Here is a 26838-nt window from a genome sequence, read left to right as displayed (position 1 = left end):
GGGCGGCTGAGTGGATGACGGCAGGGGGTTATTGCAGCCCCAGCGCCTTGGCGACGCCGGCGCCGTAGTCCGGGTGCACCTTGGTGAACAGCTCGACCTGACGGCGCTGGATTTGCTCCGGCACCTGCGACAGTTCGCCGGCGATGCGGGTGAACATGCGCTGGTGCTCTTCGGCGCTCAGCAGGTTGAACAACGCGCGCGGCTGGCTGTAGTAATCGTCGTCTTCACGATGATTCCAGTGGTCGGCCGCGCCCTCAATGCTCAGCGGCGGCTCGCTGAAGTCCGGCTGCTCCTGGAACAGGCCGAAGCTGTTTGGTTCGTAGGTGGCGCCGTTGCCGCTGTTGCCGTCCACGCGCATCGCGCCGTCGCGATGGTAGTTGTGGAACGGGCATTTGGCGCCGTTCACCGGGATCTGGTGGTGATTGACGCCCAGGCGATAGCGGTGCGCATCGCCATAGGAGAACAGACGGCCCTGCAGCATTTTATCCGGCGAGAAACTGATGCCCGGCACCACGTTGGCGGGGTTCATCGCCACCTGCTCAACCTCGGAGAAGTAGTTGTCGGGGTTGCGGTTCAGCTCGAAATAGCCGACGTCGATCAGCGGATAGTCGCCGTGCGGCCACACCTTGGTCAGATCGAACGGGTTGTATGGCGTCTGCGAGGCTTCGTGTTCCGGCATGATCTGAATTTGCAGCTTCCAGCGCGGGAAGTCGCCGCGTTTGATCGCGTCGAACAGATCGCGCTGTGAGCTTTCGCGATCCTTGGCGATGATCGCTTCCGCTTCTTCATCCATCAGGTTTTCAATGCCTTGCTGGCAGCGGAAGTGGAATTTCACCCAGAAACGCTCGTTGGCGGCATTGATAAAGCTGAAGGTGTGGCTGCCGAAGCCGTGCATGTGGCGATAGGACTTCGGAATGCCGCGATCGCTGAAGTCAATGGTCAGCTGGTGCAGCGACTCCGGCAGGTGGGAGAAGAAGTCCCACTTGTAGACGGGGTTGCGCAGGTTGGTATGCGGATCGCGTTTCACCACGTGGTTGAGATCGGGGAATTTCAGCGGATCGCGCAGGTAGAACACCGGCGTATCGTTACCCACCAAATCCCAGTTGCCTTCTTCGGTATAGAACTTCATGGCGAAGCCGCGAATGTCGCGTTCGGCGTCGGCGGCGCCGCGTTCACCGGCGACGGTGGAGAAGCGGATGAACATGTCGGTCTGTTTGCCGACCTCGGAGAAGATCTTGGCGCGGGTGTAGCGGGTGATGTCGTGGGTGACGGTAAAGGTGCCGTAAGCGCCGGATCCCTTGGCGTGCATGCGGCGCTCGGGGATGACTTCACGGTCGAAGTGGGCCAATTTTTCCAGGAACCACACGTCCTGCAACAGCATCGGGCCGCGTTTGCCTGCGGTGATCACGTTATTGTTATCGACAACCGGAGCGCCGGCTGCGGTGGTCAGTCCTTTCTTGCTCATCACTTGCTCCTTATCGTAGTGCAGTTAAGTAAAGACTCGGGCGGTTTAAGCGTTCATCAGCATAGTCCTTTGGCGGGGCTTCTTCCCCTGACCTTGGTCAAAGCCACTACTAGTTGTAGCCCTATTGCCGAGCGACGGCAAATAGGTCTCGGTTATCGTTGGCATTGCCTTGACGAATATAGAATCTTGTTTGCAAATATTTACATTTATTTGATTATTGAAGAATTTTTTCGCTTTTATCCCTTAAATACTCATTGCGCTTTGGTATAGACTCGTGACGTTATTATTATGCGTTGATTCGATCATTCGGTACGGATGACAAACCAGAGGGAAAGATGATGAAAAAGACTTGGGTCGCGTGCGCGGCAGGATTGCTGTTGGTGACCGGCGCGGCGAACGCCATCAGCGTGTCGGGCGAAGCCGGGCAGCACTACACCAACCTGGGCGTTGGCATGAGCACCGGCTCTTCTGGTCTGGGCCTGACCGGCAACTGGGCGCGCAGCGACCACGACGGTAACGTCGGCAGCGTGGGGCTGAACTTCGGCGTGCCGCTGGGGCCGTTGACGGCGACCGTGGGTGCCAAAGCGCTGTACCTCAGCCCGAAAGACGGGAAGAGCGGCGGGGCGGTGGCGCTGGGCGGCGGCCTGGAGTGGGAGATCAACCGTTACTTCAGCCTGCACGGCGAAGGGTACTTTGCCCCTGAATCCTTCACCAGCGGCGTGAAAGCCTATAACGAAGCCAGCGGCGGCCTGCGCTGGAAGTTCCGTCCGCTGAGCGTGGACGTGGGCTACCGTTACATGCAAATGGAAGGCAAAGACGGGCGTCGCGACAACACGCTGGCCGATGGCCCTTACGTCGGCGTGGGTCTGAGCTTCTGACACTGTGAAAAAGGGGCCTTCAGGCCCCTTTGTTCTTTCTGTTCCGCTTACCCTACCGCCGGCAGCATGCCGCTGGCGATGCCCAGTTGAATGGCGATCACCGTCACCCCGCAGACAAACACCAACGCCAGCGCCGGCGTACCGCCCCAGACGCGATACTGCGCCTGATGTTTTTTGCGCGTTTTCCACACCAGCAGTGAAGGCAACAGCAGCGCCAACACCGACAAGGCAATGGCGGCGAATCCCAGCGCCAGCACGAAGCCGCGCGGATAGAACAGCGCGAAGGCCAGCGGCGGCAAGAAGGTGATGGCGCCGGTTTGCAGGCGGCCACGCACGTTGTCTTGCCGCTTGAACAGGTCGGCCAGGAAATCGAACAGCCCGAGCGCGACGCCGAGGAACGAGGTCGCCAGCGCCAGATCGGCGAACAGGTGCACCGCCAGTTCAACGTGCGGCGAAGCCACCGCGTCGCGCACCGCCTGCAACAGACCGTTCAGCCCGGCCTGCTGCGCCAGAATGCCGACGAAGGTGTCGGAGCTGATGCTGCCCAGCGTTGCCAGCTGCCAGAAGATGTAGGCCATCAGCGGGATAGCGCTGCCGATGATAAACACCCAGCGCAGTTTGCGAATGTTGCCGCCCATATAGTTGACGATGCTCGGCACGCTGCCGTGGAAGCCGAAAGAGGTGAAGATCACCGGAATGGCCGACAGCGCCAGGCCTTGCTCCAGCGGCAGCGTCATCAGGTTGGTTTGATGGATATTCGGCAACATCAGGCCGAGCATCACCACCAGAAATACCACTTTGGCGCTGAACAGGATGCGGTTGAACAAATCGACCGAGTGGGTGCCGATGCACACCACGCCGCCGGCTACCAGGGTGAATAGCAGAACGCCGAGCGACACCGGGAAGTCCTGCGACGTCCACTGGCTGATGCTGGTGGCGAGCAGTTCGCCGGCGCCGCTGATGTAGGCGGCGGTGAGGGCGTACATCAGGAACATCATGCTAAAGCTGGTCAGCCACTGGCCGCCGCCGCCGAGATAACGTTTGGCGAGGGTGCCCAGACCGGTATCCGCCTGCTCATGCTGGTAAACCTCTACCAGCAGTAGCGCGGTGTAACACATCAACAGCCACAGCCCGACCAGTAAGGCCAGCGTGACGCCGAAGCCGACGCCGGCCGCCGCCAGCGGCATCGCCAGCATCCCGGCGCCAATGGTGGTGCCCGCCACGATAAAAACACTGCCAAGAGTGCGATTCTTCACGTTTTTTCTCTACCAGCCGAAAGATTTTGAAAATTATAGGTAACGATTTATGAGGATGGCAGGATAGTGGAAGCCCTAATTTGTGTCAAACCGACGTTACGCATGATGTACAGTAATGTTTACATTGCGGCGGGCTGCATGGCGCATGAGGAACGGGCCCATGGCTGAAATTATCCGCAGGCGGCTAGTGAAAAGTTATTTACGGGCTTCTATAGTGGAATGACCAAAAAATGTGGGAGAGATCAATGTTAAGGGTGGAGATGCTCAGCACCGGCGATGAGGTGCTGCACGGGCAAATTATTGATACCAACGCCGCCTGGCTGGCGGACTACCTGTTCCGGCAGGGAGTGCCGATGAGCGGGCGGGAAACGGTCGGGGACAGCCTCTCTGCGTTGATCGAGATCCTGCAGGAACGAAGCCATATCGCCGATGTGCTGATCGTCAACGGCGGCCTGGGGCCGACCAGCGACGATCTCAGCGCGCTGGCCGCCGCCAAAGCCTGCGGCGTCGAGCTGGTTGAACGGGCCGACTGGCTGGCGCGCATGGAAGCCTATTTCGCCGAGCGCGGGCGGCCGATGGCCCCTTCCAACCGCAAGCAGGCGCAGATCCCGGCCAACGCGGAAATGCTGGATAACCCGGTAGGCACCGCCTGCGGGTTCGCGCTGCAGTTGAACCGATGTCAGATGTTCTTCACCCCCGGCGTGCCGTCGGAATTCAAAGTGATGGTCGAACAGCAGATCGTGCCGCGTCTGCGTGGGCGCTTCACCTTGCCGACGCCGCCGCTGTGCCTGCGCCTGACCACCTTCGGCACCTCCGAGAGCGATCTGGCCGCCGAGCTGGACGGTATGCCGCTGCCGCCGGATGTGGTGCTGGGTTACCGTTCCTCCAGCCCGATCATCGAGCTGAAGCTGACCGGGCCGGAAAGCCGGCGTGCGGAAATGGAGCTGGCCTGGCGGCGCGTGCGCGAGGTGGCGGGGGACAACTGCATCTTTGAAGGCACTATCGGGTTGCCGTCGACGCTGACGCAGCGCCTGAATCAGCAAGGGCTGAAGCTGGCGTTGAGCGAGCAGTTCAGCGCCGGGTTGATCAATCTGCAGCTGCAGAGCGAAGGAGCGCCGCTGGCGGGGGGAGAACTGCTGCCGGCGCACTGCATCGAAACGCTGGAAACCACGCTGGCGCGCGCCCGCTCGCTGGCGGAATTGACCGGCGCGCCGTTGGCGTTGGCGGTCAGCGCCATGTGCGACGAGCAGGTGAGCATTGCGCTGCATACGCCGCGCGGCGGGATTGGCCAGACCGTTCGTTATCGTGCGTCTCGCCACGGCCTGCGGCTGCGTCAAGAGTCGGTGGCGATGCTGGCGCTGGATATGCTGCGCCGCTGGCTGAATGGGGGCCAGGCGTGCGGTAAAAACGCCTGGCTGGAGGTGGTGGAGATTATCGAGTGACGGTCATGGCGCCGAGTTGCCGGCGTCACGGCTTTGCTGCAGCCGTTCGGACGCCAGACGTGAAAGGTGTATCGCCGCCGCGCCCCGCGTTTGCAGATCTGCACCGTAGTTCCTGAGCGCCTGCGCGGCGAAACCGTGCTGCAGATCGCGGAAACGCTGGGATATGCCTCGCCGAGTAATTTTATCGCCATGCTTCGCAAAGCCTTTGGCGATTCTCCGGTGCGTTATTTTTCCGCCTCGGCAGGAAAGGGGCGTTAAGCGAATTACTTTGAGGATAGTTATATATCCCTGATTAATCATAATCTTATAGGGGATATTCGCGGCGAGGGAATGCTGTTACTCTTTTGGCGGGTGCTTGAGACTGTTCGTCTTGGGCATTGTGTGACAAGGCGGATAGATGAAAGCCCCAGACTGACTCTCAATCAGAATGGGGCTGCACATACCGCCTAGACACCGGTATGGTAGCCCCTTCACAGCAAGGAGGCAAGCATGCGCTTAAGGCATGTGTTTCATTCGCTAACCGTTGTATGTATTACGGTTTTGTTATTTATCTGGATGATAAGAGACTCGCTGTGCGAGCTGAAAATCTACCAGGAAAATATCACTATCCTGATCAGGTTGGCGTGTGAGATGAAGCGGTAATCATAGGGCGGGGGCAACCCCGCCTTCTGGTCTCCAGGCGCGGTTTCCGGCACCCGACTTTACATTTCCAGCTCGATATCCGTCAGCGGCATACAGCAGCAGGGCAGGATCTCGCCGGCGTTGATAAACGCCAGCGGCTGTTGGCGGTAGGCCACTTCGCCTTTCACCAGCTTCAGGCGGCAGGCGCCGCAATAGCCGGAGCGGCATTGGTACTCTACCTGCACGTCGTGCAATTCCAGCACGTCGAGCAGGCAGTTTTCACTGTTGGGGCAGGAGAGCTGCGTGCCGGCGGCGCGCAGCGTTACGATTGGCGTCGCCATCGCTTACAGTTCGAAGTTGCTCAGGTCGTCGGCGTTGATCTCCGAGTCGATCTGGCCAACCAGGTAGGAGCTCACTTCCACTTCCTGCGGCGCCACCTGCACGTTGTCGGACACCAGCCAGGCGTTGATCCATGGGATCGGGTTGGAGCGGGTTTCGAACGGCAGACCGAGGCCGACCGCCTGCATGCGGATATTGGTGATGTATTCTACATACTGGCACAGAATGTCTTTGTTCAGGCCAATCATCGAGCCGTCGCGGAACAGGTATTCCGCCCACTCTTTTTCCTGCTGGGCAGCCAGCACGAACAGATCGTAGCACTGCTGTTGGCACTCCTCGGCGATCTCCGCCATTTCCGGATCGTCGGCGCCGGAACGCATCAGGTTCAGCATGTGCTGGGTGCCGGTCAGGTGCAGCGCTTCGTCGCGGGCGATCAGCTTGATGATTTTGGCGTTGCCTTCCATCAGTTCGCGCTCGGCGAACGCGAAGGAGCAGGCGAAGCTGACGTAGAAGCGGATCGCTTCCAGCGCGTTCACGCTCATCAGGCACAGGTACAGCTGTTTCTTCAGCGCGCGCAGATTGACGGTGACGGTTTTACCGTTCACCTGGTGGGTGCCTTCACCCAGCAGGTGATAGTAGCTGGTCATCTCGATCAGATCGTCGTAATAGCCGGAGATGTCTTTCGCGCGCTTCTTGATCTCTTCGTTGGTGACGATGTCGTCGAATACCAGCGCCGGATCGTTGACGATATTGCGGATGATGTGGGTGTAAGAACGGGAGTGGATGGTCTCGGAGAATGACCAGGTTTCCACCCAGGTTTCCAGCTCAGGGATCGAGATCAGCGGCAGCAGGGCGACGTTTGGGCTGCGGCCCTGGATGGAATCCAGCAGCGTCTGATACTTCAGGTTGCTGATGAAGATATGCTTCTCGTGCTCCGGCAGCGCCTGGTAATCGATGCGATCGCGGGAGACGTCAACTTCTTCCGGGCGCCAGAAGAAGGAGAGCTGTTTTTCGATCAGCTTTTCGAAGATTTCATGCTTTTGCTGGTCGAAACGCGCAACGTTTACCGACTGGCCGAAGAACATCGGCTCTTGCAGCTGGTCGTTTTTGGTCTGAGAAAAAGTGGTGTAAGCCATAAGCCTGAATCCATCGTAACGTGGCTAAATGAAGGGGCCGGAAAATTCCGGCCCGCTAGGTCAAACTTTAGATCTTGCAGGCGCCGCTTTCGCAGTCGTCATCGCCGGCTTTGGCAGGCTGCAAATCTTCCTGGGCGTCTTCCGCACCGTCGCGGGTGTTTTGGTAGTACAGCGTTTTCACGCCGAACTTGTAGGTGGTGAGCAGGTCTTTCAACAGCTGCTTCATCGGCACCTTGCCGCCCGGGAAGCGGGTCGGATCGTAGTTGGTGTTGGCCGAAATCGACTGGTCGATGAATTTCTGCATCAGCCCCACCAGCTGCAGATAGCCGTCGTTGCTCGGCATTTCCCACAGCAGCTCGTAGTTGTCTTTCAGGCGCTCATACTCCGGCACCACCTGGCGCAGGATGCCGTCTTTCGACGCCTTGATGCTGATGTGGCCGCGCGGCGGCTCGATGCCGTTGGTGGCGTTGGAAATCTGCGAAGAGGTTTCCGATGGCATCAGCGCAGACAGGGTCGAGTTGCGCAGGCCGGTTTCCTGGATCTCTTTACGCAGGGTTTCCCAGTCGTAGTGCAGCGGCTCGCTGCAGACCGCATCCAGGTCTTTCTTGTAGGTGTCGATCGGCAGGATACCCTGCGAATAAGTGGTCTCTTTGAACCACGGGCAAGCGCCTTGTTCCTGAGCCAGGCGGTTGGAGGCTTTCAGCAGGTAGTACTGAATGGCTTCGAACGTTTTGTGCGTCAGGTTGTTGGCGCTGCCGTCGGAGTAGCGCACGCCGTTCTTCGCCAGGTAATAGGCGAAGTTGATAACGCCGATGCCCAGGGTGCGGCGGCCCATCGCGCCACGGTGCGCGGCCTTGATCGGATAATCCTGGTAATCCAGCAGGGCGTCGAGCGAGCGCACCGCCAGGGTCGCCAGCTCTTCCAGATCGTCCAGGCTGTCGATCGCGCCCAGGTTGAAGGCGGACAGGGTGCACAGCGCGATCTCGCCGTTTTCGTCGTTGACGTCTTCCAGCGGCTTGGTCGGCAGGGCGATTTCCAGGCACAGGTTGGACTGACGCACCGGCGCGATCTGCGGATCGAACGGGCTGTGGGTGTTGCAGTGGTCGACGTTCTGGATGTAGATGCGGCCGGTAGAGGCGCGCTCTTGCATCATCAGCGAGAACAGCTCAACCGCTTTCACGCGCTTCTGGCGAATGCTGTCGTCTTTCTCGTACTGGGTGTACAGGCGTTCGAATTCGTCCTGATCGGCGAAGAACGCGTCATACAGCCCCGGCACGTCGGACGGGCTGAACAGGGTGATGTCTTCGCCCTTGATCAGACGCTGGTACATCAGGCGGTTCAGCTGCACGCCGTAGTCCATGTGACGCACGCGGTTGCCTTCAACGCCACGGTTGTTTTTCAACACCAGCAGGCTTTCCACTTCCAGGTGCCACATCGGGTAGAACAACGTTGCCGCGCCACCGCGCACGCCGCCCTGCGAGCAGGATTTGACGGCGGTCTGGAAGTGTTTGTAGAACGGAATACAGCCGGTATGGAAGGCTTCACCGCCGCGGATCGGGCTGCCCAGCGCGCGGATGCGGCCTGCGTTGATGCCGATGCCGGCGCGCTGCGAAACGTATTTCACAATGGCGCTGGAGGTGGCGTTGATGGAATCCAGGCTGTCGCCGCACTCGATCAGCACGCAGGAGCTGAACTGGCGGGTTGGGGTGCGCACGCCGGACATGATCGGCGTAGGCAGCGAAATCTTGAAGGTGGAAATCGCGTCGTAGAAACGTTTGACGTAGTCCAGACGGGTTTCACGCGGGTAGTTGGAGAACAGGCAGGCGGACACCAGCATGTACAGGAACTGGGCGCTTTCGTAGATCTCGCCGCTGACGCGGTTCTGCACCAGATACTTGCCTTCCAGCTGCTTGACGGCGGCATAAGAGAAGTTCATGTCGCGCCAGTGATCGATAAAGGAATCCATCTGCTCGAACTCTTCAGCGCTGTAGTCTTCCAGCAGATGCTTATCGTATTTGCCCATCTCGACCATGCGCGTCACGTGAGCGTGCAGCTTCGGCGGCTCGAACTGGCCATAAGCCTTTTTACGCAGGTGGAAGATCGCCAGGCGAGCGGCCAGGTACTGATAGTCCGGCGCATCGCGGGAGATCAGATCGGCTGCGGCTTTGATGATGGTTTCGTGAATGTCGGCGGTTTTGATGCCGTCATAAAACTGAATGTGTGAACGCAACTCTACTTGAGAAACCGAGACGTTGTGTAATCCCTCTGCGGCCCAATCGATGACCCGGTGGATTTTGTCGAGATTGATGCGCTCTTTACGGCCATCGCGTTTAGTTACAAGCAGACTTTGGTTCATGTGGTGTTTTACCTGTCCGTATGGTGCCCCTAAGCAGAAGTGTAGTCGCTCTGCTCAGTATGTAAACACTATATATAGGGGTTGTATGTCGGTGAGGTAACAAGATAGTGAGAAAAAACGGCGTTTGCAAGTGAACAAAACCGGCCTAATTTGTGGATAACTTGGGGGTGAAATGTAACTTGCCGTTCTCAGTGCGCGCCGTGACTGGCGCGACAAGCTTGTCAATAAGCGCGATCAGATTTTACTGAAAAACTGAAAAAATCGATCGTTTGGCGCTTTATTAAACGTTAGAAAAAAACGGCATATTGATCTGATTTAATATTCTAAAAAACTGTTTACAACGGGTATTTTGATCGAAGACGCGGAAATTAGGTATTTTTCCGAATGCGCCAACGGCGCCGCCCCCCGGTAATGCAGGGCCGGCGCGGTTTACAGCGCTTAACCTTCGTGCTGGGTGTGCACCATGTAGTTCACGTCAACGTTGCGCCCAAGCTTGAAATGATCGGTGATCGGGTTGTAATGCAGGCCGATCATGTGCTTTTCGCGCAGCGGCGTGCCGTCGACCCAGCCGATCAGTTCGGAAGGGCGAATGAACTTCTTATGATCGTGGGTGCCCTGCGGCACCATCTTCAGCACGTACTCCGCGCCGAACACCGCCATCAGCCAGGCTTTGGTGTTGCGGTTGATGGTGGAGAAGAACACGTGGCCGCCCGGTTTCACCAGCTGGGCGCAGGCGCGCACCACCGAGGCCGGATCCGGCACGTGCTCCAGCATCTCCATGCAGGTGACCACGTCGTAGCGTTGCGGGTTGGCCTGAGCGTGGCTTTCCACCGTCTCCTGCACATAGGTGACGTCCATGCCGCTTTCCAGCGCGTGCAGCCGCGCGACCTGCAGCGGCTCCGCGCCCATGTCCAGCCCGGTCACCTTGGCGCCCTCGCGCGCCATGCTTTCCGCCAGAATGCCGCCGCCGCAGCCCACGTCGAGCACCTGCTTGTCAAAAATGCCGCCGGCGCGCTGCATGATGTAGTTCAGGCGCAGCGGGTTGATGCGGTGCAGCGGTTTGAACTCGCCTTCCAAATCCCACCAGCGGGAGGCGACGGCCTCGAACTTGGCGATTTCCTGGTGGTCAACGTTTTGCACTCGGCTGGATGATTCTGCGTTCATGGGCTTGTCTGGCTCCTTGTTCTCGTTGCGCGGATTATACATGTTCCGGCGCGGCATCGTCTGCGCCGATGCGTTTTTAGCGCACTTATCTGCACAATTTCCGTGAAACAGCGGCGGTTATTTTCCCGTAAAGCGTGCTTTGTGATATAGTTTTACACCTTTGCCACTATGGCAGCGGGCAGATGAATCATTAGTAGAGGGATAGCAGCTCCATGAGCGACCTTGCCAGAGAAATCACACCGGTAAACATCGAAGACGAGTTGAAAAACTCGTATCTGGACTATGCGATGTCCGTTATTGTCGGACGTGCGCTGCCAGATGTTCGTGATGGACTGAAGCCGGTTCACCGCCGCGTTCTGTACGCGATGAGCGTATTGGGTAACGACTGGAATAAACCATACAAGAAATCGGCCCGTGTCGTCGGGGACGTGATCGGTAAATATCACCCGCACGGTGACATCGCGGTTTACGACACTATCGTGCGTATGGCTCAGCCGTTTTCACTGCGCTACATGCTGGTGGACGGTCAGGGTAACTTCGGCTCCGTCGACGGCGACTCCGCCGCGGCGATGCGTTATACCGAAGTGCGCATGTCCAAGATTGCTCACGAACTGTTGGCGGATCTGGAAAAAGAAACCGTCGACTTCGTGCCTAACTATGATGGCACCGAGCAGATCCCGGCCGTCATGCCGACCAAGATCCCGAACCTGCTGGTCAACGGCTCGTCGGGCATCGCCGTGGGCATGGCCACCAATATCCCGCCGCACAACCTGGCGGAAGTCGTCAACGGCTGCCTGGCCTATATCGACGATGAAAACATCAGCATCGAAGGGCTGATGGAACACATCCCGGGGCCGGACTTCCCGACGGCGGCGATCATCAACGGCCGTCGCGGCATTGAAGAGGCCTACCGCACCGGGCGCGGCAAAGTCTACCTGCGCGCGCGCGCGGAAGTGGAAGCCGACGCCAAGACCGGGCGCGAAACCATCATCGTTCACGAGATCCCGTATCAGGTGAACAAGGCGCGTCTGATCGAGAAGATCGCCGAGCTGGTGAAAGAAAAGCGTGTGGAAGGCATCAGCGCGCTGCGCGACGAGTCCGATAAAGACGGCATGCGCATCGTGATCGAAGTCAAACGCGACGCGGTCGGCGAAGTGGTGCTGAACAACCTGTATGCGCTGACGCAACTGCAGGTCACTTTCGGCATCAACATGGTCGCGCTGCATCAGGGCCAGCCTAAGCTGCTGAACCTGAAAGACATCCTCGAAGCCTTCGTGCGTCACCGCCGCGAAGTGGTTACGCGTCGCACCATCTTCGAACTGCGCAAGGCCCGCGACCGCGCCCATATCCTGGAAGCGCTGGCTATCGCGCTGGCCAACATCGATCCGATCATCGAGCTGATTCGCCGTGCGCCGACCCCGGCCGAAGCGAAAGTCGCGCTGGTGGCGCAGCCGTGGGATCTGGGCAACGTCAGCGCCATGCTGGAGCGCGCCGGTGACGACGCCGCCCGCCCTGAGTGGCTGGAGCCGGAGTTCGGCATCCGCGACGGCAAATACTACCTGACCGAGCAGCAGGCTCAGGCGATTCTGGATCTGCGCCTGCAGAAACTGACCGGCCTGGAGCACGAGAAGCTGCTGGACGAATATAAAGAGCTGCTCAACTTTATCGCCGAGCTGATCTTTATCCTGGAAAGCCCAGAGCGCCTGATGGAAGTGATCCGCGAAGAGCTGGTGGCAGTCAAAGAGCTGTACAACGACGGCCGCCGCACCGAGATCACCGCCAATACTTCCGACATCAACATCGAAGACCTGATCAACCAGGAAGACGTGGTGGTGACCCTGTCTCACCAGGGCTACGTGAAGTATCAGCCGCTGTCCGACTATGAAGCGCAGCGCCGCGGCGGCAAAGGCAAGTCTGCGGCGCGTATCAAAGAAGAAGACTTTATCGATCGTCTGCTGGTGGCCAACACCCACGATACGATCCTGTGTTTCTCCAGCCGTGGCCGCCTGTACTGGATGAAGGTGTACCAACTGCCTGAAGCCAGCCGCGGCGCGCGCGGTCGCCCAATCGTCAACCTGCTGCCGCTGGAAGCCGATGAGCGTATCACCGCCATTCTGCCGGTGCGCGAGTATGAAGAAGGGCGCCACGTGTTCATGGCCACCGCCAGCGGTACCGTGAAGAAAACTGCGCTGACCGAGTTCAGCCGCCCACGCAGCGCCGGCATCATCGCCGTCAACCTCAACGAGGGTGACGAGCTGATCGGTGTCGATCTGACCGACGGCAGCAACGAAGTGATGCTGTTCTCCGCCAACGGTAAAGTGGTGCGCTTCCCGGAAACGCAGGTGCGTTCGATGGGCCGTACCGCGACCGGCGTGCGCGGCATCAACCTCGGCGAAGGCGACAGCGTGATCTCGCTGATTGTGCCGCGAGGCGAAGGCGACATCCTGACCGTCACGCAAAACGGCTTCGGTAAACGTACCGCGGTGACCGAGTACCCGACCAAGTCGCGCGCCACCCAGGGGGTTATCTCCATCAAGGTGAGCGAGCGTAACGGCCAGGTGGTCGGCGCCGTGCAGGTGGAAACCAGCGACCAGATCATGATGATCACCGATGCCGGCACGCTGGTGCGTACCCGCGTTTCGGAAGTCAGCGTGGTGGGCCGTAACACCCAGGGCGTGACGCTGATCCGCACGGCGGAAGACGAAAACGTCGTCGGTCTGCAGCGCGTGGCCGAGCCGGTGGAAGACGAAGAGCTGGACAGCCTGGAGCCGGGCGCGGAAGCGGTGGAAGAAGACACCACGCCGCTGGACGATGGCGACGACGCGGCTGAGCCGATGGACGACGACAACGTTTAAAGCAAAGGGCGTCGGCATGCCGGCACCATGATGCACTGAGACAAAAGGGTCTGGCAGCGATGCTAGGCCCTTTTTCAGTTATATGGTTTAATTGGCGCACCGAGCCGCCGGCCGCCGCGCCGGCGACAGCGTGCGCCGCCACTGACTTTCGTATGGTATCCGATTGAAATACTTAGCCTCTTTTCGAACTACGCTGAAGATATCCCGCTATCTGTTCCGGGTACTGGCGATTTTGCTGTGGTCGTTGGGTGCGCTGCTCACCACCTTTTATATTCTGAATATCCTGCATCAGAAAGAATCGGACATCCGGCAGGAGTACAACCTCAACTTCGACCAGGCGCAGGGCTACATCCGTCACTCCGCTGACATCATTCGCGACATCAAGTATATGGCGGAAAATCGCCTCAACGGTTCGGTCAGCGGCCTGGACATGTTCAGCGGCGTGATCCCCGGCAAGGGCAGCCCGCCGCAATTCTTTCCGCTGTACCCGGAGTCCAACTGCGCGCTGAGCACCACCTATCGCAGTTCGCTCGATTCGCTGAGCGGCCTGATCCAGTATTGGAAAGAGAACTTCGTGGCGGCCTACGATCTCAACCGGGTGTTCTTCATCGGCGGCGACAGCCTGTGTATGGCGGAATTCGGCGGCGGCAACGCGAGCGCCAATCGGGAAAACATGCTGAAGTTGCTGCACGAGCGGATTCTGAAATACCGCAACGCCAAGAATCTCGACAAAGACAACAACCTGTATTGGATCAGCCCCAGCGCGCAGCGGCCGGACGTCGGTTATCTGTACGTGCTGACGCCTCTCTATATTGGCAACAAACTGGAGGCGTTGCTGGGCATCGAGCAAACCGTTCGGCTGGAAGATTTCGTTACCGCCGGCAACCTGCCGATCGGCGTCACGCTGCTGGATGAGAACAACGAGCCGGTGCTGCGCCTGGCGGATGGCGAACGCTATGCCGCTGCGCTCAACAGCTACCCCGAAGAGCATGCCTACTTCGGTTATGTCGACAATTACCGCGACCTGATCCTGAAGAAAGCGCTGCCGCCTTCTTCGCTGAGCATCGTCTATGCGCTGCCGGTGAAAAACGTGGTGGAACGCTTCAAAATGCTGATCCTCAACGCGCTGTTGCTGAACCTGCTGTCGGCCATCGTGCTGTTCACGCTGGCGTGGCTGTTTGAGCGTAAAATGTTCCTGCCGGCGGAGGACAACGCGTTTCGCCTGGAAGAGCACGAGCAGTTCAACCGCAAGATCGTCGCTTCGGCGCCGGTGGGCATCTGTATCCTGCGCATCAGCGACGGCACCAACATCCTGAGTAACGAACTGGCGCACAACTACATCAACCTGTTGACCCACGAAGATCGCGATCGCATAACGCGCATCATTTGCGAACAGCAGGCGAATTTCGTCGATGTGATGACCAGCAACAACAATAACCTGCAGATCAGCTTTGTCCATTCGCGCTACCGTAACGAAGAGGTGGCGATTTGCGTGTTGGTGGACGTCAGCGCGCGCGTGAAAATGGAAGAGTCGCTGCAGGAGATGGCGGCGGCGGCGGAGCAGGCCAGCCAGTCGAAATCGATGTTCCTGGCCACCGTCAGCCATGAGCTGCGCACGCCGCTGTACGGCATTATCGGCAACCTTGATCTGCTGCAAACCAAGGCGTTGCCGCAAGGGGTCGATCGGCTGGTCAATGCGATGAACAACTCTTCCGGCCTGCTGCTGAAAATCATCAGCGACATCCTCGATTTCTCCAAAATCGAGTCCGAGCAGTTGAAGATTGAACCGCGCGAGTTCTCCTGTCTGGAGGTGATCACCCATATCGCCGGCAACTATTTGCCGCTGGTGGTCAAGAAACGTCTGGGGCTGTACTGCTTTATCGAACAGAACGTGCCGGAGCGCATCTTCGGCGATCCGGTGCGGCTGCAGCAGGTGCTCTCCAACCTGGTGAACAACGCCATCAAGTTCACCGATACCGGCTGTATCGTGCTGCAGGTCTGCACCCGCGGCAGCTACCTGGAGTTCAGCGTGCGCGATACCGGCGTCGGCATCCCGGAGAAGGAGATTTCGCGCCTGTTCGATCCGTTCTTCCAGGTGGGGACCGGCGTGCAGCGTCATTTCCAGGGCACCGGCCTGGGATTGGCGATCTGCGAGAAATTGGTCAACCTGATGGACGGCGACGTCTCCGTCGAGTCCGAGCCGGGCCTGGGCAGCTTGTTCAGCATTCGCATTCCATTGTTTAACGCCCAGTTCCCGATCCCGCAGGCCAGCGATACCTGGCAGGGGCGTCGGCTGTGGCTGGATATCCGCAATCAGCGGCTGGAAAGCTACCTGATGGCGATCCTGGGCGGCTACGGCGCCGATATCCAGCGCTATGACGGGCAGGAGACCGCCGCGGGAGAGGTGCTGCTCAGCGATCATCCGCTGATGCTGGATGCGCCGCTGCTGGCTCAGATCCAATTCTCCACCGAGCATATTGGCCCATCACAGGAAACCCGGCCGGGCTATTGGATGCACAGCACCTCCACGCCGCGTGAAACGCTGACCTTGCTCAACCGGTTGTTCGGCGTCGGCAGTGGTGCGGCAGAGGCGCTGGTGCAGCTGCCGGTGCCCGCCAAGGCCAGCGCGGCGGACAACGGCGATATTCATCTGCTGGTGGTCGACGATCATCCGATCAACCGTCGCCTGTTGTCCGATCAGCTGGGATCGCTGGGATATCAGGTGGTGACCGCCAACGACGGCGTCGACGCGCTCGGCGTGCTGAAACAGCATCGCGTCGATATTGTGCTGACCGACGTCAATATGCCGAATATGGACGGTTATCGTCTGACGCAGGCGCTGCGGCAGATGCAGTTCAGCGCGCCGGTGATCGGCGTGACGGCGAACGCGCTGGCGGAAGAGAAGCAGCGTTGCCTCGAGGCGGGTATGGATAATTGCCTGTCGAAACCGGTCACGCTGGAGACGCTGGAACAGACGTTGGCTTACTACAGCCAGCAGGTGCGCTACAGCCGCAGCGAGGCTTGAAAAGCAAACAGGCACGGCGAATGCCGTGCCTGTTTGGCGTTAACCTGCCGTGAGTCAGGCTTTAGTCTTTGTCCAACGGCGTCATGCTGACGGAGGAGAGGTAGTTGAGCAGGGCGATGTCGTTCTCGACGCCCAGCTTCATCATCGCCGATTTCTTCTGGCTGCTGATGGTTTTGATGCTGCGGTTGAGCTTCTTGGCGATCTCGGTCACCAGGAAACCTTCGGCGAAAAGGCGCAGCACTTCGCTCTCTTTCGGCGACAGGCGTTTGTCGCCATAGCCGCTGGCGCTGATCTTCTCCAGCAGTTTAGAGACGCTTTCCGGCGTGAACTTCTTGCCTTTCTGCAGGGCGGCCAGCGCCTTCGGCAGATCGGTAGGCGCGCCTTGTTTCAGCACGATGCCTTCGATATCCAGATCCAATACCGCGCTCAGGATCGCCGGGTTGTTGTTCATGGTCAGCACGATGATCGACAACTGCGGATAGTGACGCTTGATGTACTTAATCAGCGTGATGCCGTCGCCATACTTGTCACCCGGCATCGACAGATCGGTGATCAGCACGTTGGCGTCCAGCTTGGACAGATTGTTGATCAGTGCGGTTGAGTCTTCGAACTCCCCAACGACATTCACCCATTCAATTTGCTCAAGTGACTTCCGGATGCCAAACAGTACGATAGGATGGTCATCAGCAATAATTACGTTCAGGTTATTCATGTTGTTGGCTACCTTGCTTCAGCAGTCTGCTGACGAAAAAATCAATCTGACTGATGTTATTCTCGATCTCGGGCGCATCATCTTCTGCGATGCGCTGTTCTAACGATTCGCACAGCTGCTTGCCGGGAAGCAGATTTAACATGGCAAACACGCCTTTCAGGCGATGTGCGGTTTGTGACAGCGCATTGAAATCACTGCTGCCCGCCTCAGTATACAGTTTTTTGACATCGTCGGGTACTGTATCGACAAACAGCCCATAGTAATCACTTGATTTCAATTGTTTTTCATAGAGTTGGATATCTTCTGAACTCAATGAAAGCGGGCTTTCTTCCTGTTCCAGCGCGGCCATTTGCTGTTCGATCAGTATCAGCACGGCGTCGATTAATGCGCCGTTCAGGTTGTAGTTCACCCGAATGTAGCGTTTATCCAGCGCTTGCCAACCCGGCTCATCGGTCGCCAGCAGCAGGGTGTAATCATCGGCTCGCTGCGGGTTATCGGTCAGCAGCACGTCATAATCGCGATTGACCGCGCGATCGTCGGCGACGAGGCAGTCGGCGCCGTAGGCCTGCAGCAGACGGGTCACGATGCCGCGCACTTCATCCGACGTGACGTCCAGCAGGGCGGTGACGCCGTCGAGCAGTTTTTCCTGCTCCTGCGGCTCTTTTTTCTCCATCTCCATGGCGACGCGAATGGTGTAGCGAGTGCCGATATCCACCTTGCTGCGAATGTCCAACTGGCCGTTAAGCTTCTTGCACAGCTGATTGCACAGGAAGAAGGTGAGGCCGGAACCGTGGTTGAAGCGGTCCACCAGCGTCTGGCTGAGGAACGGATAGTTGAGGTTGCTGATCTCTTCGTTGGAGATGCCGGAGCCGGTGTCGTTGATTTGGAAAATCAGGCGATCCGGGTGCTCGGGCTCATGGTCGACAACCAGGGAAATCTTGCCGCAGGCGGTGGTGATAATGGCGTAATGCACCAGCAGCGAGATCACCTTGCGCAGCGCGTTGGCGTCGCCGATATAGTTCTGCTCGACGTCCAGCTGGAAATGCTTGAACAGCGCCAGCCCCTTCTGATTAAGGGCGGGCAGGGCCTCCAACAGCAACTCGTCGATCATCGCCGTCGGGCTAAACGGCTCGCGCGAGGGTTGCCAGTCCTGGGTTTCCAGCCGGGTCAGCAGGGTGATGTTATCGATCAATTCCAGCACCGAAGCCGACGCCGCCGTCAGCTGGCCCAGCAGCGCCTGCTGCTGTTCCTCATCCGGCCGGCCGTGCAGACGATCGACCAGATCGTGCATCTGGCGTACCGGCTGATTCAGCTCAATGCCCAGGTTGTGCAGCATCAGCTTGCGCGCCTGAACGTTTTTGTCGTATTCGCGCCGTGCCTGCTGCAGCCGCTTGTTCACCATCACCTCTTTATCCTGATCGTGCATCAGGAACAGGTAGGTGTCCGGCGACAGCTGGCTGCGGAAGATGCGGATTTCATACACCTCGTTGTTGACCGTCGCCTGGATCACCCCGTGATGCTGTTCGGCCATATGGGCGATCTTTTGCAGACTGAGGTGCGGCAACAGGTGCTCGGCGATTTTATTGCTGGCGATCACCGCATTGTTGGCGAAGCTGTAGACCAGCAGGCCGGAAGGCAGGCTGGAGACGATTTCCTGATTCAGCGCGCGCTCGGCCTCCAGTTCCACCGCCATGTTTTCGCTCGGGCGAATGTACTGGCGGCGGATAAAGTAGATGCTCAGCATCGACAGCGCCAGCAGCAGCAAGTTGACCGCGATCAGCCAGATGTTGTTGCGCAGCAGGTCGATGGCCAGATTGATGGCCGAAACGCGATACACCACCTTCAGCGGCGCATTGGGCAGGGCGGCGCTGAACTCCACCCAGCCGCCGCTCATCGTCGCATGGGTGCCGAGGACGGTTTCCGCCGGGATGGTACTGTCGTCGAGATCGACATCGTCCGGCTGCAGCAGGAAATTGGCGCGGGCCAGATTGGCCGGAATGATGTCGTTGATCGGCAAGTCGAAGGCGATCACCGTCGCCAGATGCCCTGGCTGATTGAAAGTGGTGCGAATCGAGAACGAATAGGCGTTCTGGAAGCGCTGCTTGCGCAGATCGGAAAAGCTCTCGCGCTCGTCGAGCATATTGGCCTGCTGCAGCATCTCGGCGCGGCGTTCGTCCGCCGAGGTGGTCAGGTAGCTTTCCCGAAAGCGCGAAGCCAGCTCTTTGAGCGGCTGGGTGGTGATCAGGCTGAGGCTGTTGTCCTGACCATTGAGGTAATACATGGCGTAGTTTTCGGTCTTGGCGCCCCAGCGGGTGTCCAGGTAGTCTGAGATGTTGGCGATCATCGCCAGCGTGCTCTCGTCATGGCTGCCGAAGATCACCGCGTCGGTTTTCTTGTGCGGTTTCTCGATATAATAGACGTCGGGCCGCAGGCGGGTTTCCTGCAAACCGGGATCGACATTCTGCGCCGGCGCATTGCCGAATTTGTCATAGACCTGATAGGTCATATAGCGGTAGGTATCGATGCGCTTTTGCAGCGAACCGGCAATGCTGTTCAGCGCGTACTTCTTTTCCGCCAGCCAGGCATTGGTGTAGTTGTAGCCATACAGGCCGATGCCGATCGTCAGCAGCACGATAAACAGCAGGAAGCAGCGGGTAATGTTGCTGGAGCTGATGGTCAATTGTTTATTTTGCATAGTGGCTGCGCATTCCTGAATCAGCGAGTGACGGCCCTGGCGCTGGCGGTCACCGCCAACAGCAGAGCGGCTACGCAGGCGAAGGCCACCGTCAGGCTGGAAAACTGAGCGATGAAGCCGATCAGAGCCGGGCCGGCCAGAATACCGGCATAGCCGACGGTGGTGACGGAGGCGATCGCCAAATTGGCCGGCATGTCGCGCTGGTTGCCTGCAGCGCTGAACAGGATCGGCACCACGTTCGAGGCGCCCAGGCCGACCAGCATGAAACCGACCAGCGACACGGTGGCGTGATTGAAGGCGATGGCCAGACTCAGGCCGAGAGCGGCGCACAGGCTGCCCAGCAGCAACACCCGGTAGCGGCCCAGCGAGTTCACCACCCGATCGCCATTGAGCCGGCCGAGCGTCATGGTGATGGAAAACAGCGCATAACCTAGACCGGCCTGGCTGTGTTCGACGCCGCGCAATGTGGTGAGGAACAGCGCGCTCCAGTCGAGCATCGATCCTTCCGCCAGGAACATGATGAAGCAAAGAATGCCGATGAACATCACCCAGCCGCGCGGCAAGACGAACATCGGCCCGCCGTCGTCGGCGCCGCTCTCACGCAGCAGATGGCGGCTGGCGAGCGCCAGCAGCACTATCACCGCCAATACGGTAAGCAGGGTGGATTGCAGCGGCGTCAGCCCCAGCCACAACAGCGCGCTGACGCCGCCGGCACCGGCAATGCCGCCGATGCTGAAGAAACCGTGAAAGCCGGACATCATCGCCTTGCCGCTGGCGCGTTCGACGATCACCGCCTGAACGTTCATCGCTACGTCGATCATGCCGATCGCCGCACCGAACAGCAGCAGCGCCACGGCCATGCCGCCGAGAGAGTCCATCAGCGCCAGCAGCGGCAGATCGATGCACAATCCCAGCCCCGCCATCAAAATCACCGAGCGGCAGCCCAATTTGCCGGTCAGGAAACCGGTCAGCGGCATCGCCAGCATGGAGCCGGCGCCGATACAGAGCAGCAACAGGCCGAGCGAGCCGTCGTCGATGCCGATGCGCGCTTTGGCGAAGGGGACCAGCGGCGCCCAGGCGGCCATGCCGAGACCGGCGACGAAAAAGGCCAGACGGGTGGCGATCTGTTGAGGAACGCCGGGCGTTTGCTGTTCATTGCACAAGGTGGCTGTCATGTAAGCGTCAGGATCTTGGGTCAAAAGAATGGTGAAAGTTACTGACAGTTTTTATCACAATCCGCGATCCGGGTCGAAAATATTCGTGCCTGACACATCCCTGGCGCCGCCTCTGCGCACCAGCCACAGCGCGATAGCCTGGACAATATAGTCCTTTTGCCGCTCGTCCAGTGTGACGCCCTGCGGTATGCCGTGCCACTTTTCCAGGCAGCCGCGGCAGCAGGTGGCGGTGGCGTGCTGGGCGACGAACACCGGGTGGCCACGCATCGGCGTTTGCTTGCCGTCGTTTTTAGGGTGGGCGGCGGCCAGGCGGCGATCGATAAAATCGCGGGCATGGCTGAGGATAAGGGGTAATCCCTTGCCCTCCAGATAAGCCTGGTCTTTGGCATTTAAACGGAAGCGAGCGCGGAAGGGGGAACTTTGCAGCCGCCGCCACAGCACGTCGGGTTGAAAGGGCATCATGAATTTTACTCGCTGAAGGTGCGCTTTTTTCAGATTACCAGAACTGAAACTCTGCGGCTAATTGTGCCTGCGGCGGGAAATAATCGGCAAGATAAAGCACGAAATGAAAAACAAGTTCAATTTGTAGGCTAAAATAAGGAAAAAGATTAGCAATTAGTGCGGCGGTAAATTAGTGAAACTATATCATTGGGTTATTTATTTGCTTGCTATTTGTGCGAGTCGAAATTGTGAGGGGAGTATGGAGGGAAATAAAAAAACCGGCCAGAAGCCGGTTAAAAGGAATGCAGAAATTATCTTCCGATAATGAAGGTAATAATGAAAATAATGATGATAGCGAAGTGATTATAGCGGCTGTGTGTGGGGAGAGTTTTGGCACAATGTGCTTATTGCCCGTCTCAATTGTATGGTTGGCTTTTTTTTCTTAAAGATACGTATAACTACATGATTTTTTATCAATTAATCTATTCTTTGTCTTTAAGTGCTTTATTTTGTTTGTCTGTAAGGTTTTGTGAAAGTTCGCGCGTATTTACATTTTGAAACCTTTATTAATTACACTGAAACACTATCGGATACTTGGTATCATTTTCTTTCTGGATTAATATAACCCTTGTTACCAGAATGGTAATGCACAGTCGTGCTAATAATGCTCGAAAAGGGCAGTGGCCGTAGCTCGACATAATTAACGAGGATAATAACGATGAAACTTCGAGTACTCTCTCTGATGGTACCCGCACTGCTGGTTGCAGGCACAGCAGGCGCGGCGGAAATCTACAACAAAGACGGTAATAAACTGGATTTGTACGGTAAAGTCGACGGTCTTCACTATTTCTCCAGCAACAACGGCGTAGACGGCGATCAGTCTTATATGCGTTTTGGCCTGCGCGGCGAAACGCAAATCAGCGATCAGCTGACCGGGTACGGCCAGTGGGAATATCAGGCGAACCTGAACCACGCTGAAAACCAGGACAACAAGAACTTCACCCGTTACGGCTTCGCCGGTCTGAAATTCGGCGACTATGGCTCCTTCGACTACGGCCGTAACACCGGCGTGCTGTACGACGTCGCGGCGTATACCGACTTGCAGCCTGAGTTCGACGGTATGACCTACGGCGCCGACCAGTTCATGTTCCAGCGTTCCAGCGGCCTGGCGACCTACCGTAACAACGACTTCTTCGGTCTGGTTGACGGCCTGAACTTTGCCCTGCAGTACCAGGGTAAAAACGGCAACGGCGAAGAGACCAACAACGGTCGTGACGTCCTGGGCCAAAACGGCGAAGGCTACGGTATGTCCATGAGCTATGACATGGGCTACGGCATCAGCGCCGCGGGCGCCTTCTTCAACTCTCGCCGCACCAGCGAGCAGAACGGCGCCGGCGCGTACCGCAATATTATGGGCCGCGGCGACAAGGCGGAAGGTTACTCCGGCGGTCTGAAATATGACGCCAACGACGTCTACCTGGCGGTGATGTTCACCCAGTCCTACAACGCGGCGCGTTTCGGCAGTTCCGACAGCAGCGTTTATGGCTACGCCAACAAGGCGCAGAGCTTCGAAGCCTACGCGCACTACCAGTTCGACTTCGGTCTGCGTCCGTTCGTGGGCTATAACCAGACCAAAGGTAAAGACCTGGGCCGCGCCGGCAACGGCAAGGACTACGGCGATCAAGATCTGGTCAAATTCGTCGACCTGGGTGCGACCTACTTCTTCAACAAAAACATGTCTACCTATGTTGATTACAAAATCAACCTGGTGGACAACAACGATTTCACCGACGCTGCCGGCATCAACACCGACAACGTGGTTGCCGTGGGCCTGGTTTACCAGTTCTAAGCACCAGCGTGTGAATGACACAGCGCGGCCTCCGGGCCGCGTTTTTTTTTGCCGGTAAAAAGCACGGATTGATCCGTTGTCGGCATGGGAAGCGCTTCGGATCGCCTCCGCTCGGCCTACGCTGTGAGTACAGCAAACAGAACGGAGGTGATATGGAACTCAAGATCGATAAGGTGATCGAAACGGTGCTGTACGTCAGCGACATTGAACGCGCGGACGCTTTTTACCGGCAGGTGCTGAAGCTGCCGGCAATGGTCGCCAATGAACGGTTTCGCGCCTATAACGTCGGCGATCGGAGCGTACTGTTGCTGTTTATCGAGGGCGATTCGCTGCGCGGGGCGCAGTATCCGACCGGGTTTATTCCCGCGCACGATGGCGTGGGGCCGGCGCATATCGGGCTGGCGGTGGCGAAAGAGCAACTGCCGCACTGGGAACGGCATCTGGTGGCCAACGGCGTGGAGATTGAGGGGCGAATGCGTTGGGAACACGGCGGGGAGAGCATTTATTTTCGCGATCCCGACGCCCACCTGCTGGAACTGGTGACGCCGGGCATCTGGGCCAATTACTGATCGAACCCGCCTTGCGCCAACATGTCCAACGCGGCATTCAGCACCTGCAGCGCGGCCTGCGGTTGCCGCTCTATCTGCACTCTGACGATGGCGCCGTCGATCAGCATCGCCAGCATTGCCGCCCGCTGTTCCCGCTGCGGCCCGGCGGGCAGGTGGCGCGCCAGTTCATCCGCCATCTGCCGCTTATGCCGGCCGGCGATGTGCAGGCTTTCCGGCAGCAGATCGGCTATCTCCACCGCAGTATTGATAAACGCGCAGCCGCGAAAGCGCGGATCGTCGAACCATTCCGCCAGGCAGGGCGCCAGCGCCGGCAGCAACCCGCCGGTCTGCGCCACATGGCGGGCCAGTGATGTGCTGAACCAGCTGAGCCACTGCTGATGGCGATAGGTCAAAAACGCCGTAATCAAATCGTTCTTGCTGGGAAAGTGGCGGTAGAAGGTCACTTTGGTCACGCCCGATTCCTTGATGATGCGATCGATACCGGTGGCGCGGATCCCTTCTTGATAAAACAGATCGTGCGCCGTCAGCAGGATGCGCTGGCGGGCGGGCAAGGCGTTGAGATCGGCGGTCATCATTTTCTCCGGGGCGATTTTCGAGTGATTGTAGACAACTCTGTCTACTTGCGCTAGCGTAAAGGTGTAGACAGAGTTGTCTACATGCCTTCACTCAGGAGATGAACATGAGCATTAAACCCCCATTGCCGCCTTTTACCCGCGAATCCGCCATCGAGAAGGTGCGGCTGGCGGAGGATGCCTGGAACAGTCGCGATCCCGAACGCGTATCGCAGGTGTATTCCCTCGATACCCACTGGCGTAACCGCGCGGAGTTTGTCGACGGCCGCGCGGCGGTGGTCGGCTTTTTGCAACGCAAATGGGCGAAAGAACTGGAGTATCGGCTGATTAAGGAGCTGTGGGCGTTTGACGGCGCGCGCATCGCGGTGCGTTTCGCCTATGAATGGCGCGACGATTCCGGCAACTGGTATCGCAGCTTCGGCAATGAAAACTGGGAGTTCAATCAGGAGGGGCTGATGATCAACCGCCATGCCTGCATCAACGACATGCCGATTCGCGAACAGGATCGGCGTTTTCATTGGCCGCTCGGCCGGCGCCCGGACGATGTTCCAGCGCTGAGCGATTTCGGTTTTTGAATCTGCTGGCGCGCCGGCGATGGCCTCTTGAGTGCAAAAGCGCACCGATCGACAAAGGGGAATTTGTAGAAAAGCCTTCCCGCTTCTAGACTTAGGGAACAACAAATGCACTCCAAGAGGACAAGCTATGACGAAGAAGTTGGTTTTGGCCGTCGGCACCGCGGCGGTATTTTCCATTCTTGCCGGTTGCACCACCTATGATCGCGCAGCCAGTTATGTCAATGAGCCGGTGGTCAGCGATGTCAAAGTAGGGATGACCAAGCAGCAGGTGCGGGCTATCGCCGGTCCGCCGTCGACGTCCGCTACGCTGATCCATGCGCAGGGCACCTGCGACACCTATGCGGTGGCGCCGCGCGACGGCAAGGTGCAGACGTACTTTGTCAGCTACAACGACACGGGCCATGTCATGAACAAGGGCTATCAAACCTGTTCAGACTACGATTCTCAGCCGAAATAATCGCGTTTCGGCCGACCAAAAAAGCCTCGCTTGCGCGGGGCTTTTCATTTTTTAGGCGTTTAAGGCCTGAAGTTTAGGCAACTGCGCCGCCCATGCCATTTTTTTGCATCAAAACGATAGACATTTCATAACGGTATCGCTAATATCAGCGCCCATTGGAAGGATGGCCGAGTGGTTTAAGGCAACGGTCTTGAAAACCGTCGAGTGTAACAGCTCCCAGAGTTCGAATCTCTGTCCTTCCGCCAAATTCAGCCGGCTTAGCTCAGTAGGTAGAGCAACTGACTTGTAATCAGTAGGTCACCAGTTCGATTCCGGTAGCCGGCACCATGATAAAGCAGTACCGGCACCCTGAGTGCCAAAAAAACCGTCAGCCGCAAGGTTGGCGGTTTTTTGCTTTATGCGGTTCGCAACGCGGCACGCACGGGGCTAAGGCAGCCAGGCGCCAAGCACCACCCCGACAATCACGTACTCATCGGCATTCAGCGCCGGGCAACCCGGCATAATCCCCTTAAGCCATCGATGCCCGGCCTCCTCGACGTACCTTTTAAAGGTGAGCTCGGCGTTGTCGCAGCGTTTCGCTATCACCTTGTCGCCAGACACGAGCTCGGTTATGCCGGCAGTAACGGGTTCGACAAGTATCAAGGCGCCCTTCGGGTAATTGGCGCCGGCAGAGCCGCTCATCGTGTCATCCCGTACGGGTAGCCAGTAGGCCTGCGCGCTGCACTGCACCATCGCCGGGTAGTGGACGGTTGTCCTTTTGTTCAGCTGTTCGTGAGACAACGGCAATGTCCACGCCAGCAGCGGCAGCGTTTTACCCAAGGCCTGAGCGGCTTTCTGCCTGACGGGGCGTTGCCCGGTTTGCTCCAGGCCGTCCAGCCAGCCGATTTGCACGGCGAAGTACTGTTCAATCCTTCGCGCCATATCGCCACTGATGCCTTTTTTTCCTTTCTTGCCTGGCGGGTAGAGCAGGCGAGAGACATAGTCTGCGGCAATGCCGAGCGCCTCGGCAAGGCGCTTTTGGCCCCCGATGCCGAGGTTATCGATCAGGATGATCAGGCGCTCTCGCCGCATCTCCTGCAGGTGCATTTTTTGCTCGTTTTTCATCAGGCCATCGTACCTAAATTTACCTGCAGGTAAATGGCTTTTCGCTATTGAAAAAAAGATACCTCTGGGTATACTTAATACTGTTTATTTATACAGTACTTAGTGCGACATCCCCCGGCGAGCACGCCGAGCAGCACAACGGCTCGACCGAC

Annotated in this window: 22 protein-coding genes and 2 tRNA genes; 12 read left to right on the top strand and 12 right to left on the bottom strand. The window is 58.2% G+C overall.

Annotated features, from left to right (window positions below; genetic code table 11):
- Window positions 1-28 precede the first annotated feature (28 nt).
- Window positions 29-1465, bottom strand: a complete 1437-nt coding sequence (katA, locus tag ACF8MC_RS10360; protein ID WP_033653775.1) for a catalase KatA — start codon at window positions 1463-1465, stop codon at window positions 29-31.
- A 338-nt stretch (window positions 1466-1803) separates the two neighbouring features.
- Between katA and ACF8MC_RS10355 the strand changes: the two genes are divergently transcribed.
- Window positions 1804-2343, top strand: coding sequence for a YfaZ family outer membrane protein (locus ACF8MC_RS10355; protein WP_004935943.1), 540 nt, complete (start codon window positions 1804-1806; stop codon window positions 2341-2343).
- Between the two features lie 47 nt (window positions 2344-2390).
- On the opposite strand, the gene tyrP is transcribed toward ACF8MC_RS10355, so the two are convergent.
- Window positions 2391-3599 carry a tyrosine transporter TyrP gene (gene tyrP / locus ACF8MC_RS10350; protein ID WP_033653776.1) on the bottom strand — a complete coding sequence of 403 codons (1209 nt, stop codon included), beginning with the start codon at window positions 3597-3599 and terminating at the stop codon, window positions 2391-2393.
- 245 nt (window positions 3600-3844) lie between these two features.
- On the opposite strand from tyrP, the gene ACF8MC_RS10345 reads away from it, so the two are divergent.
- From ACF8MC_RS10345 to ACF8MC_RS10335, 3 genes are all read left to right on the top strand, one after another.
- A complete protein-coding gene (locus tag ACF8MC_RS10345) occupies window positions 3845-5041 on the top strand; it encodes a nicotinamide mononucleotide deamidase-related protein YfaY (protein ID WP_164105213.1) in 1197 nt (398 codons plus the stop codon).
- 135 nt (window positions 5042-5176) lie between these two features.
- On the top strand, window positions 5177-5299 hold the full coding sequence (locus ACF8MC_RS10340; protein WP_239506358.1) for a helix-turn-helix domain-containing protein: 123 nt from the start codon (window positions 5177-5179) through the stop codon (window positions 5297-5299).
- A gap of 231 nt (window positions 5300-5530) precedes the next feature.
- Window positions 5531-5683: a Hok/Gef family protein gene (locus ACF8MC_RS10335; protein WP_164105214.1), complete on the top strand. Its 153-nt coding sequence runs from the start codon at window positions 5531-5533 to the stop codon at window positions 5681-5683.
- 59 nt (window positions 5684-5742) lie between these two features.
- On the opposite strand, the gene yfaE is transcribed toward ACF8MC_RS10335, so the two are convergent.
- The 4 genes from yfaE to ubiG form a co-directional block, all read right to left on the bottom strand.
- A complete protein-coding gene (gene yfaE / locus ACF8MC_RS10330; protein ID WP_033653779.1) occupies window positions 5743-6003 on the bottom strand; it encodes a class I ribonucleotide reductase maintenance protein YfaE in 261 nt (86 codons plus the stop codon).
- Window positions 6004-6006: 3 nt separating this feature from the next.
- The gene (gene nrdB, locus ACF8MC_RS10325; protein ID WP_164105215.1) at window positions 6007-7137 is read right to left on the bottom strand and encodes a class Ia ribonucleoside-diphosphate reductase subunit beta; all 1131 of its coding nucleotides are present in this window, start codon (window positions 7135-7137) and stop codon (window positions 6007-6009) included.
- A gap of 67 nt (window positions 7138-7204) precedes the next feature.
- Complete coding sequence (nrdA, locus tag ACF8MC_RS10320; protein ID WP_033635301.1) at window positions 7205-9493, bottom strand: class 1a ribonucleoside-diphosphate reductase subunit alpha; 2289 nt, start codon at window positions 9491-9493, stop codon at window positions 7205-7207.
- Between the two features lie 438 nt (window positions 9494-9931).
- Window positions 9932-10657, bottom strand: coding sequence for a bifunctional 2-polyprenyl-6-hydroxyphenol methylase/3-demethylubiquinol 3-O-methyltransferase UbiG (gene ubiG / locus ACF8MC_RS10315; RefSeq protein ID WP_164105216.1), 726 nt, complete (start codon window positions 10655-10657; stop codon window positions 9932-9934).
- 212 nt (window positions 10658-10869) lie between these two features.
- Between ubiG and gyrA the strand changes: the two genes are divergently transcribed.
- Together gyrA and rcsC are read left to right on the top strand one after the other, a co-directional pair.
- Window positions 10870-13512 carry a DNA topoisomerase (ATP-hydrolyzing) subunit A gene (gyrA, locus tag ACF8MC_RS10310; RefSeq protein ID WP_033653780.1) on the top strand — a complete coding sequence of 881 codons (2643 nt, stop codon included), beginning with the start codon at window positions 10870-10872 and terminating at the stop codon, window positions 13510-13512.
- 163 nt (window positions 13513-13675) lie between these two features.
- Complete coding sequence (gene rcsC / locus ACF8MC_RS10305; RefSeq protein WP_164105217.1) at window positions 13676-16537, top strand: two-component system sensor histidine kinase RcsC; 2862 nt, start codon at window positions 13676-13678, stop codon at window positions 16535-16537.
- A gap of 61 nt (window positions 16538-16598) precedes the next feature.
- Here the strand turns inward: rcsC and rcsB are convergent, their stop codons facing one another.
- The 4 genes from rcsB to ACF8MC_RS10285 are packed head-to-tail and all read right to left on the bottom strand — an operon-like array spanning window position 16599 to window position 21581.
- A complete protein-coding gene (gene rcsB / locus ACF8MC_RS10300; RefSeq protein ID WP_004935900.1) occupies window positions 16599-17249 on the bottom strand; it encodes a response regulator transcription factor RcsB in 651 nt (216 codons plus the stop codon).
- Entirely contained in the window at window positions 17242-19944 is a 2703-nt protein-coding gene (gene rcsD, locus ACF8MC_RS10295) for a phosphotransferase RcsD (RefSeq protein ID WP_164105218.1), read from the bottom strand. The genes rcsB and rcsD overlap by 8 nt, the downstream gene beginning before the upstream one ends.
- Before the next feature lie 20 nt (window positions 19945-19964).
- Entirely contained in the window at window positions 19965-21119 is a 1155-nt protein-coding gene (locus tag ACF8MC_RS10290; RefSeq protein WP_033648025.1) for an MFS transporter, read from the bottom strand.
- Between the two features lie 54 nt (window positions 21120-21173).
- Complete coding sequence (locus ACF8MC_RS10285; RefSeq protein ID WP_103774204.1) at window positions 21174-21581, bottom strand: DUF4186 domain-containing protein; 408 nt, start codon at window positions 21579-21581, stop codon at window positions 21174-21176.
- 697 nt (window positions 21582-22278) lie between these two features.
- Here ACF8MC_RS10285 and ompC point away from each other — a divergent pair.
- Window positions 22279-23409: a porin OmpC gene (gene ompC / locus ACF8MC_RS10280; protein ID WP_033635297.1), complete on the top strand. Its 1131-nt coding sequence runs from the start codon at window positions 22279-22281 to the stop codon at window positions 23407-23409.
- Window positions 23410-23561: 152 nt separating this feature from the next.
- Window positions 23562-23978 (top strand): VOC family protein, encoded by a 417-nt coding sequence (locus tag ACF8MC_RS10275; protein ID WP_033635296.1) that lies wholly within the window; start codon window positions 23562-23564, stop codon window positions 23976-23978.
- Here ACF8MC_RS10275 and ACF8MC_RS10270 read toward each other — a convergent pair.
- Entirely contained in the window at window positions 23972-24550 is a 579-nt protein-coding gene (locus ACF8MC_RS10270; protein ID WP_164105238.1) for a TetR/AcrR family transcriptional regulator, read from the bottom strand. The two genes, ACF8MC_RS10275 and ACF8MC_RS10270, sit on opposite strands and share 7 nt — an antisense overlap.
- Window positions 24551-24657: 107 nt before the next feature.
- Between ACF8MC_RS10270 and ACF8MC_RS10265 the strand changes: the two genes are divergently transcribed.
- The 4 genes from ACF8MC_RS10265 to ACF8MC_RS10250 all read left to right on the top strand — a co-directional run bounded on the left by ACF8MC_RS10265 (window position 24658) and on the right by ACF8MC_RS10250 (window position 25909).
- Window positions 24658-25125: a nuclear transport factor 2 family protein gene (locus tag ACF8MC_RS10265; RefSeq protein ID WP_025303631.1), complete on the top strand. Its 468-nt coding sequence runs from the start codon at window positions 24658-24660 to the stop codon at window positions 25123-25125.
- Window positions 25126-25252: 127 nt separating this feature from the next.
- Complete coding sequence (osmE, locus tag ACF8MC_RS10260; RefSeq protein ID WP_033635291.1) at window positions 25253-25582, top strand: osmotically-inducible lipoprotein OsmE; 330 nt, start codon at window positions 25253-25255, stop codon at window positions 25580-25582.
- Window positions 25583-25739: 157 nt separating this feature from the next.
- A tRNA-Ser gene (locus ACF8MC_RS10255) sits at window positions 25740-25827 on the top strand.
- A gap of 6 nt (window positions 25828-25833) precedes the next feature.
- Window positions 25834-25909 (top strand) — tRNA-Thr (locus ACF8MC_RS10250).
- Window positions 25910-26008: 99 nt separating this feature from the next.
- Here ACF8MC_RS10250 and ACF8MC_RS10245 read toward each other — a convergent pair.
- Window positions 26009-26686, bottom strand: coding sequence for a LexA family transcriptional regulator (locus tag ACF8MC_RS10245; protein ID WP_041036021.1), 678 nt, complete (start codon window positions 26684-26686; stop codon window positions 26009-26011).
- Window positions 26687-26838: the final 152 nt, after the last annotated feature.

This window comes from Serratia sp. LACPHL-BACT-2024-00286, assembly GCF_043109535.1.
Lineage (GTDB): Bacteria > Pseudomonadota > Gammaproteobacteria > Enterobacterales > Enterobacteriaceae > Serratia > Serratia sarumanii.
Note: the sequence above shows the minus strand (reverse complement) of the source record. Positions and strands in the feature narration are given on the sequence as shown.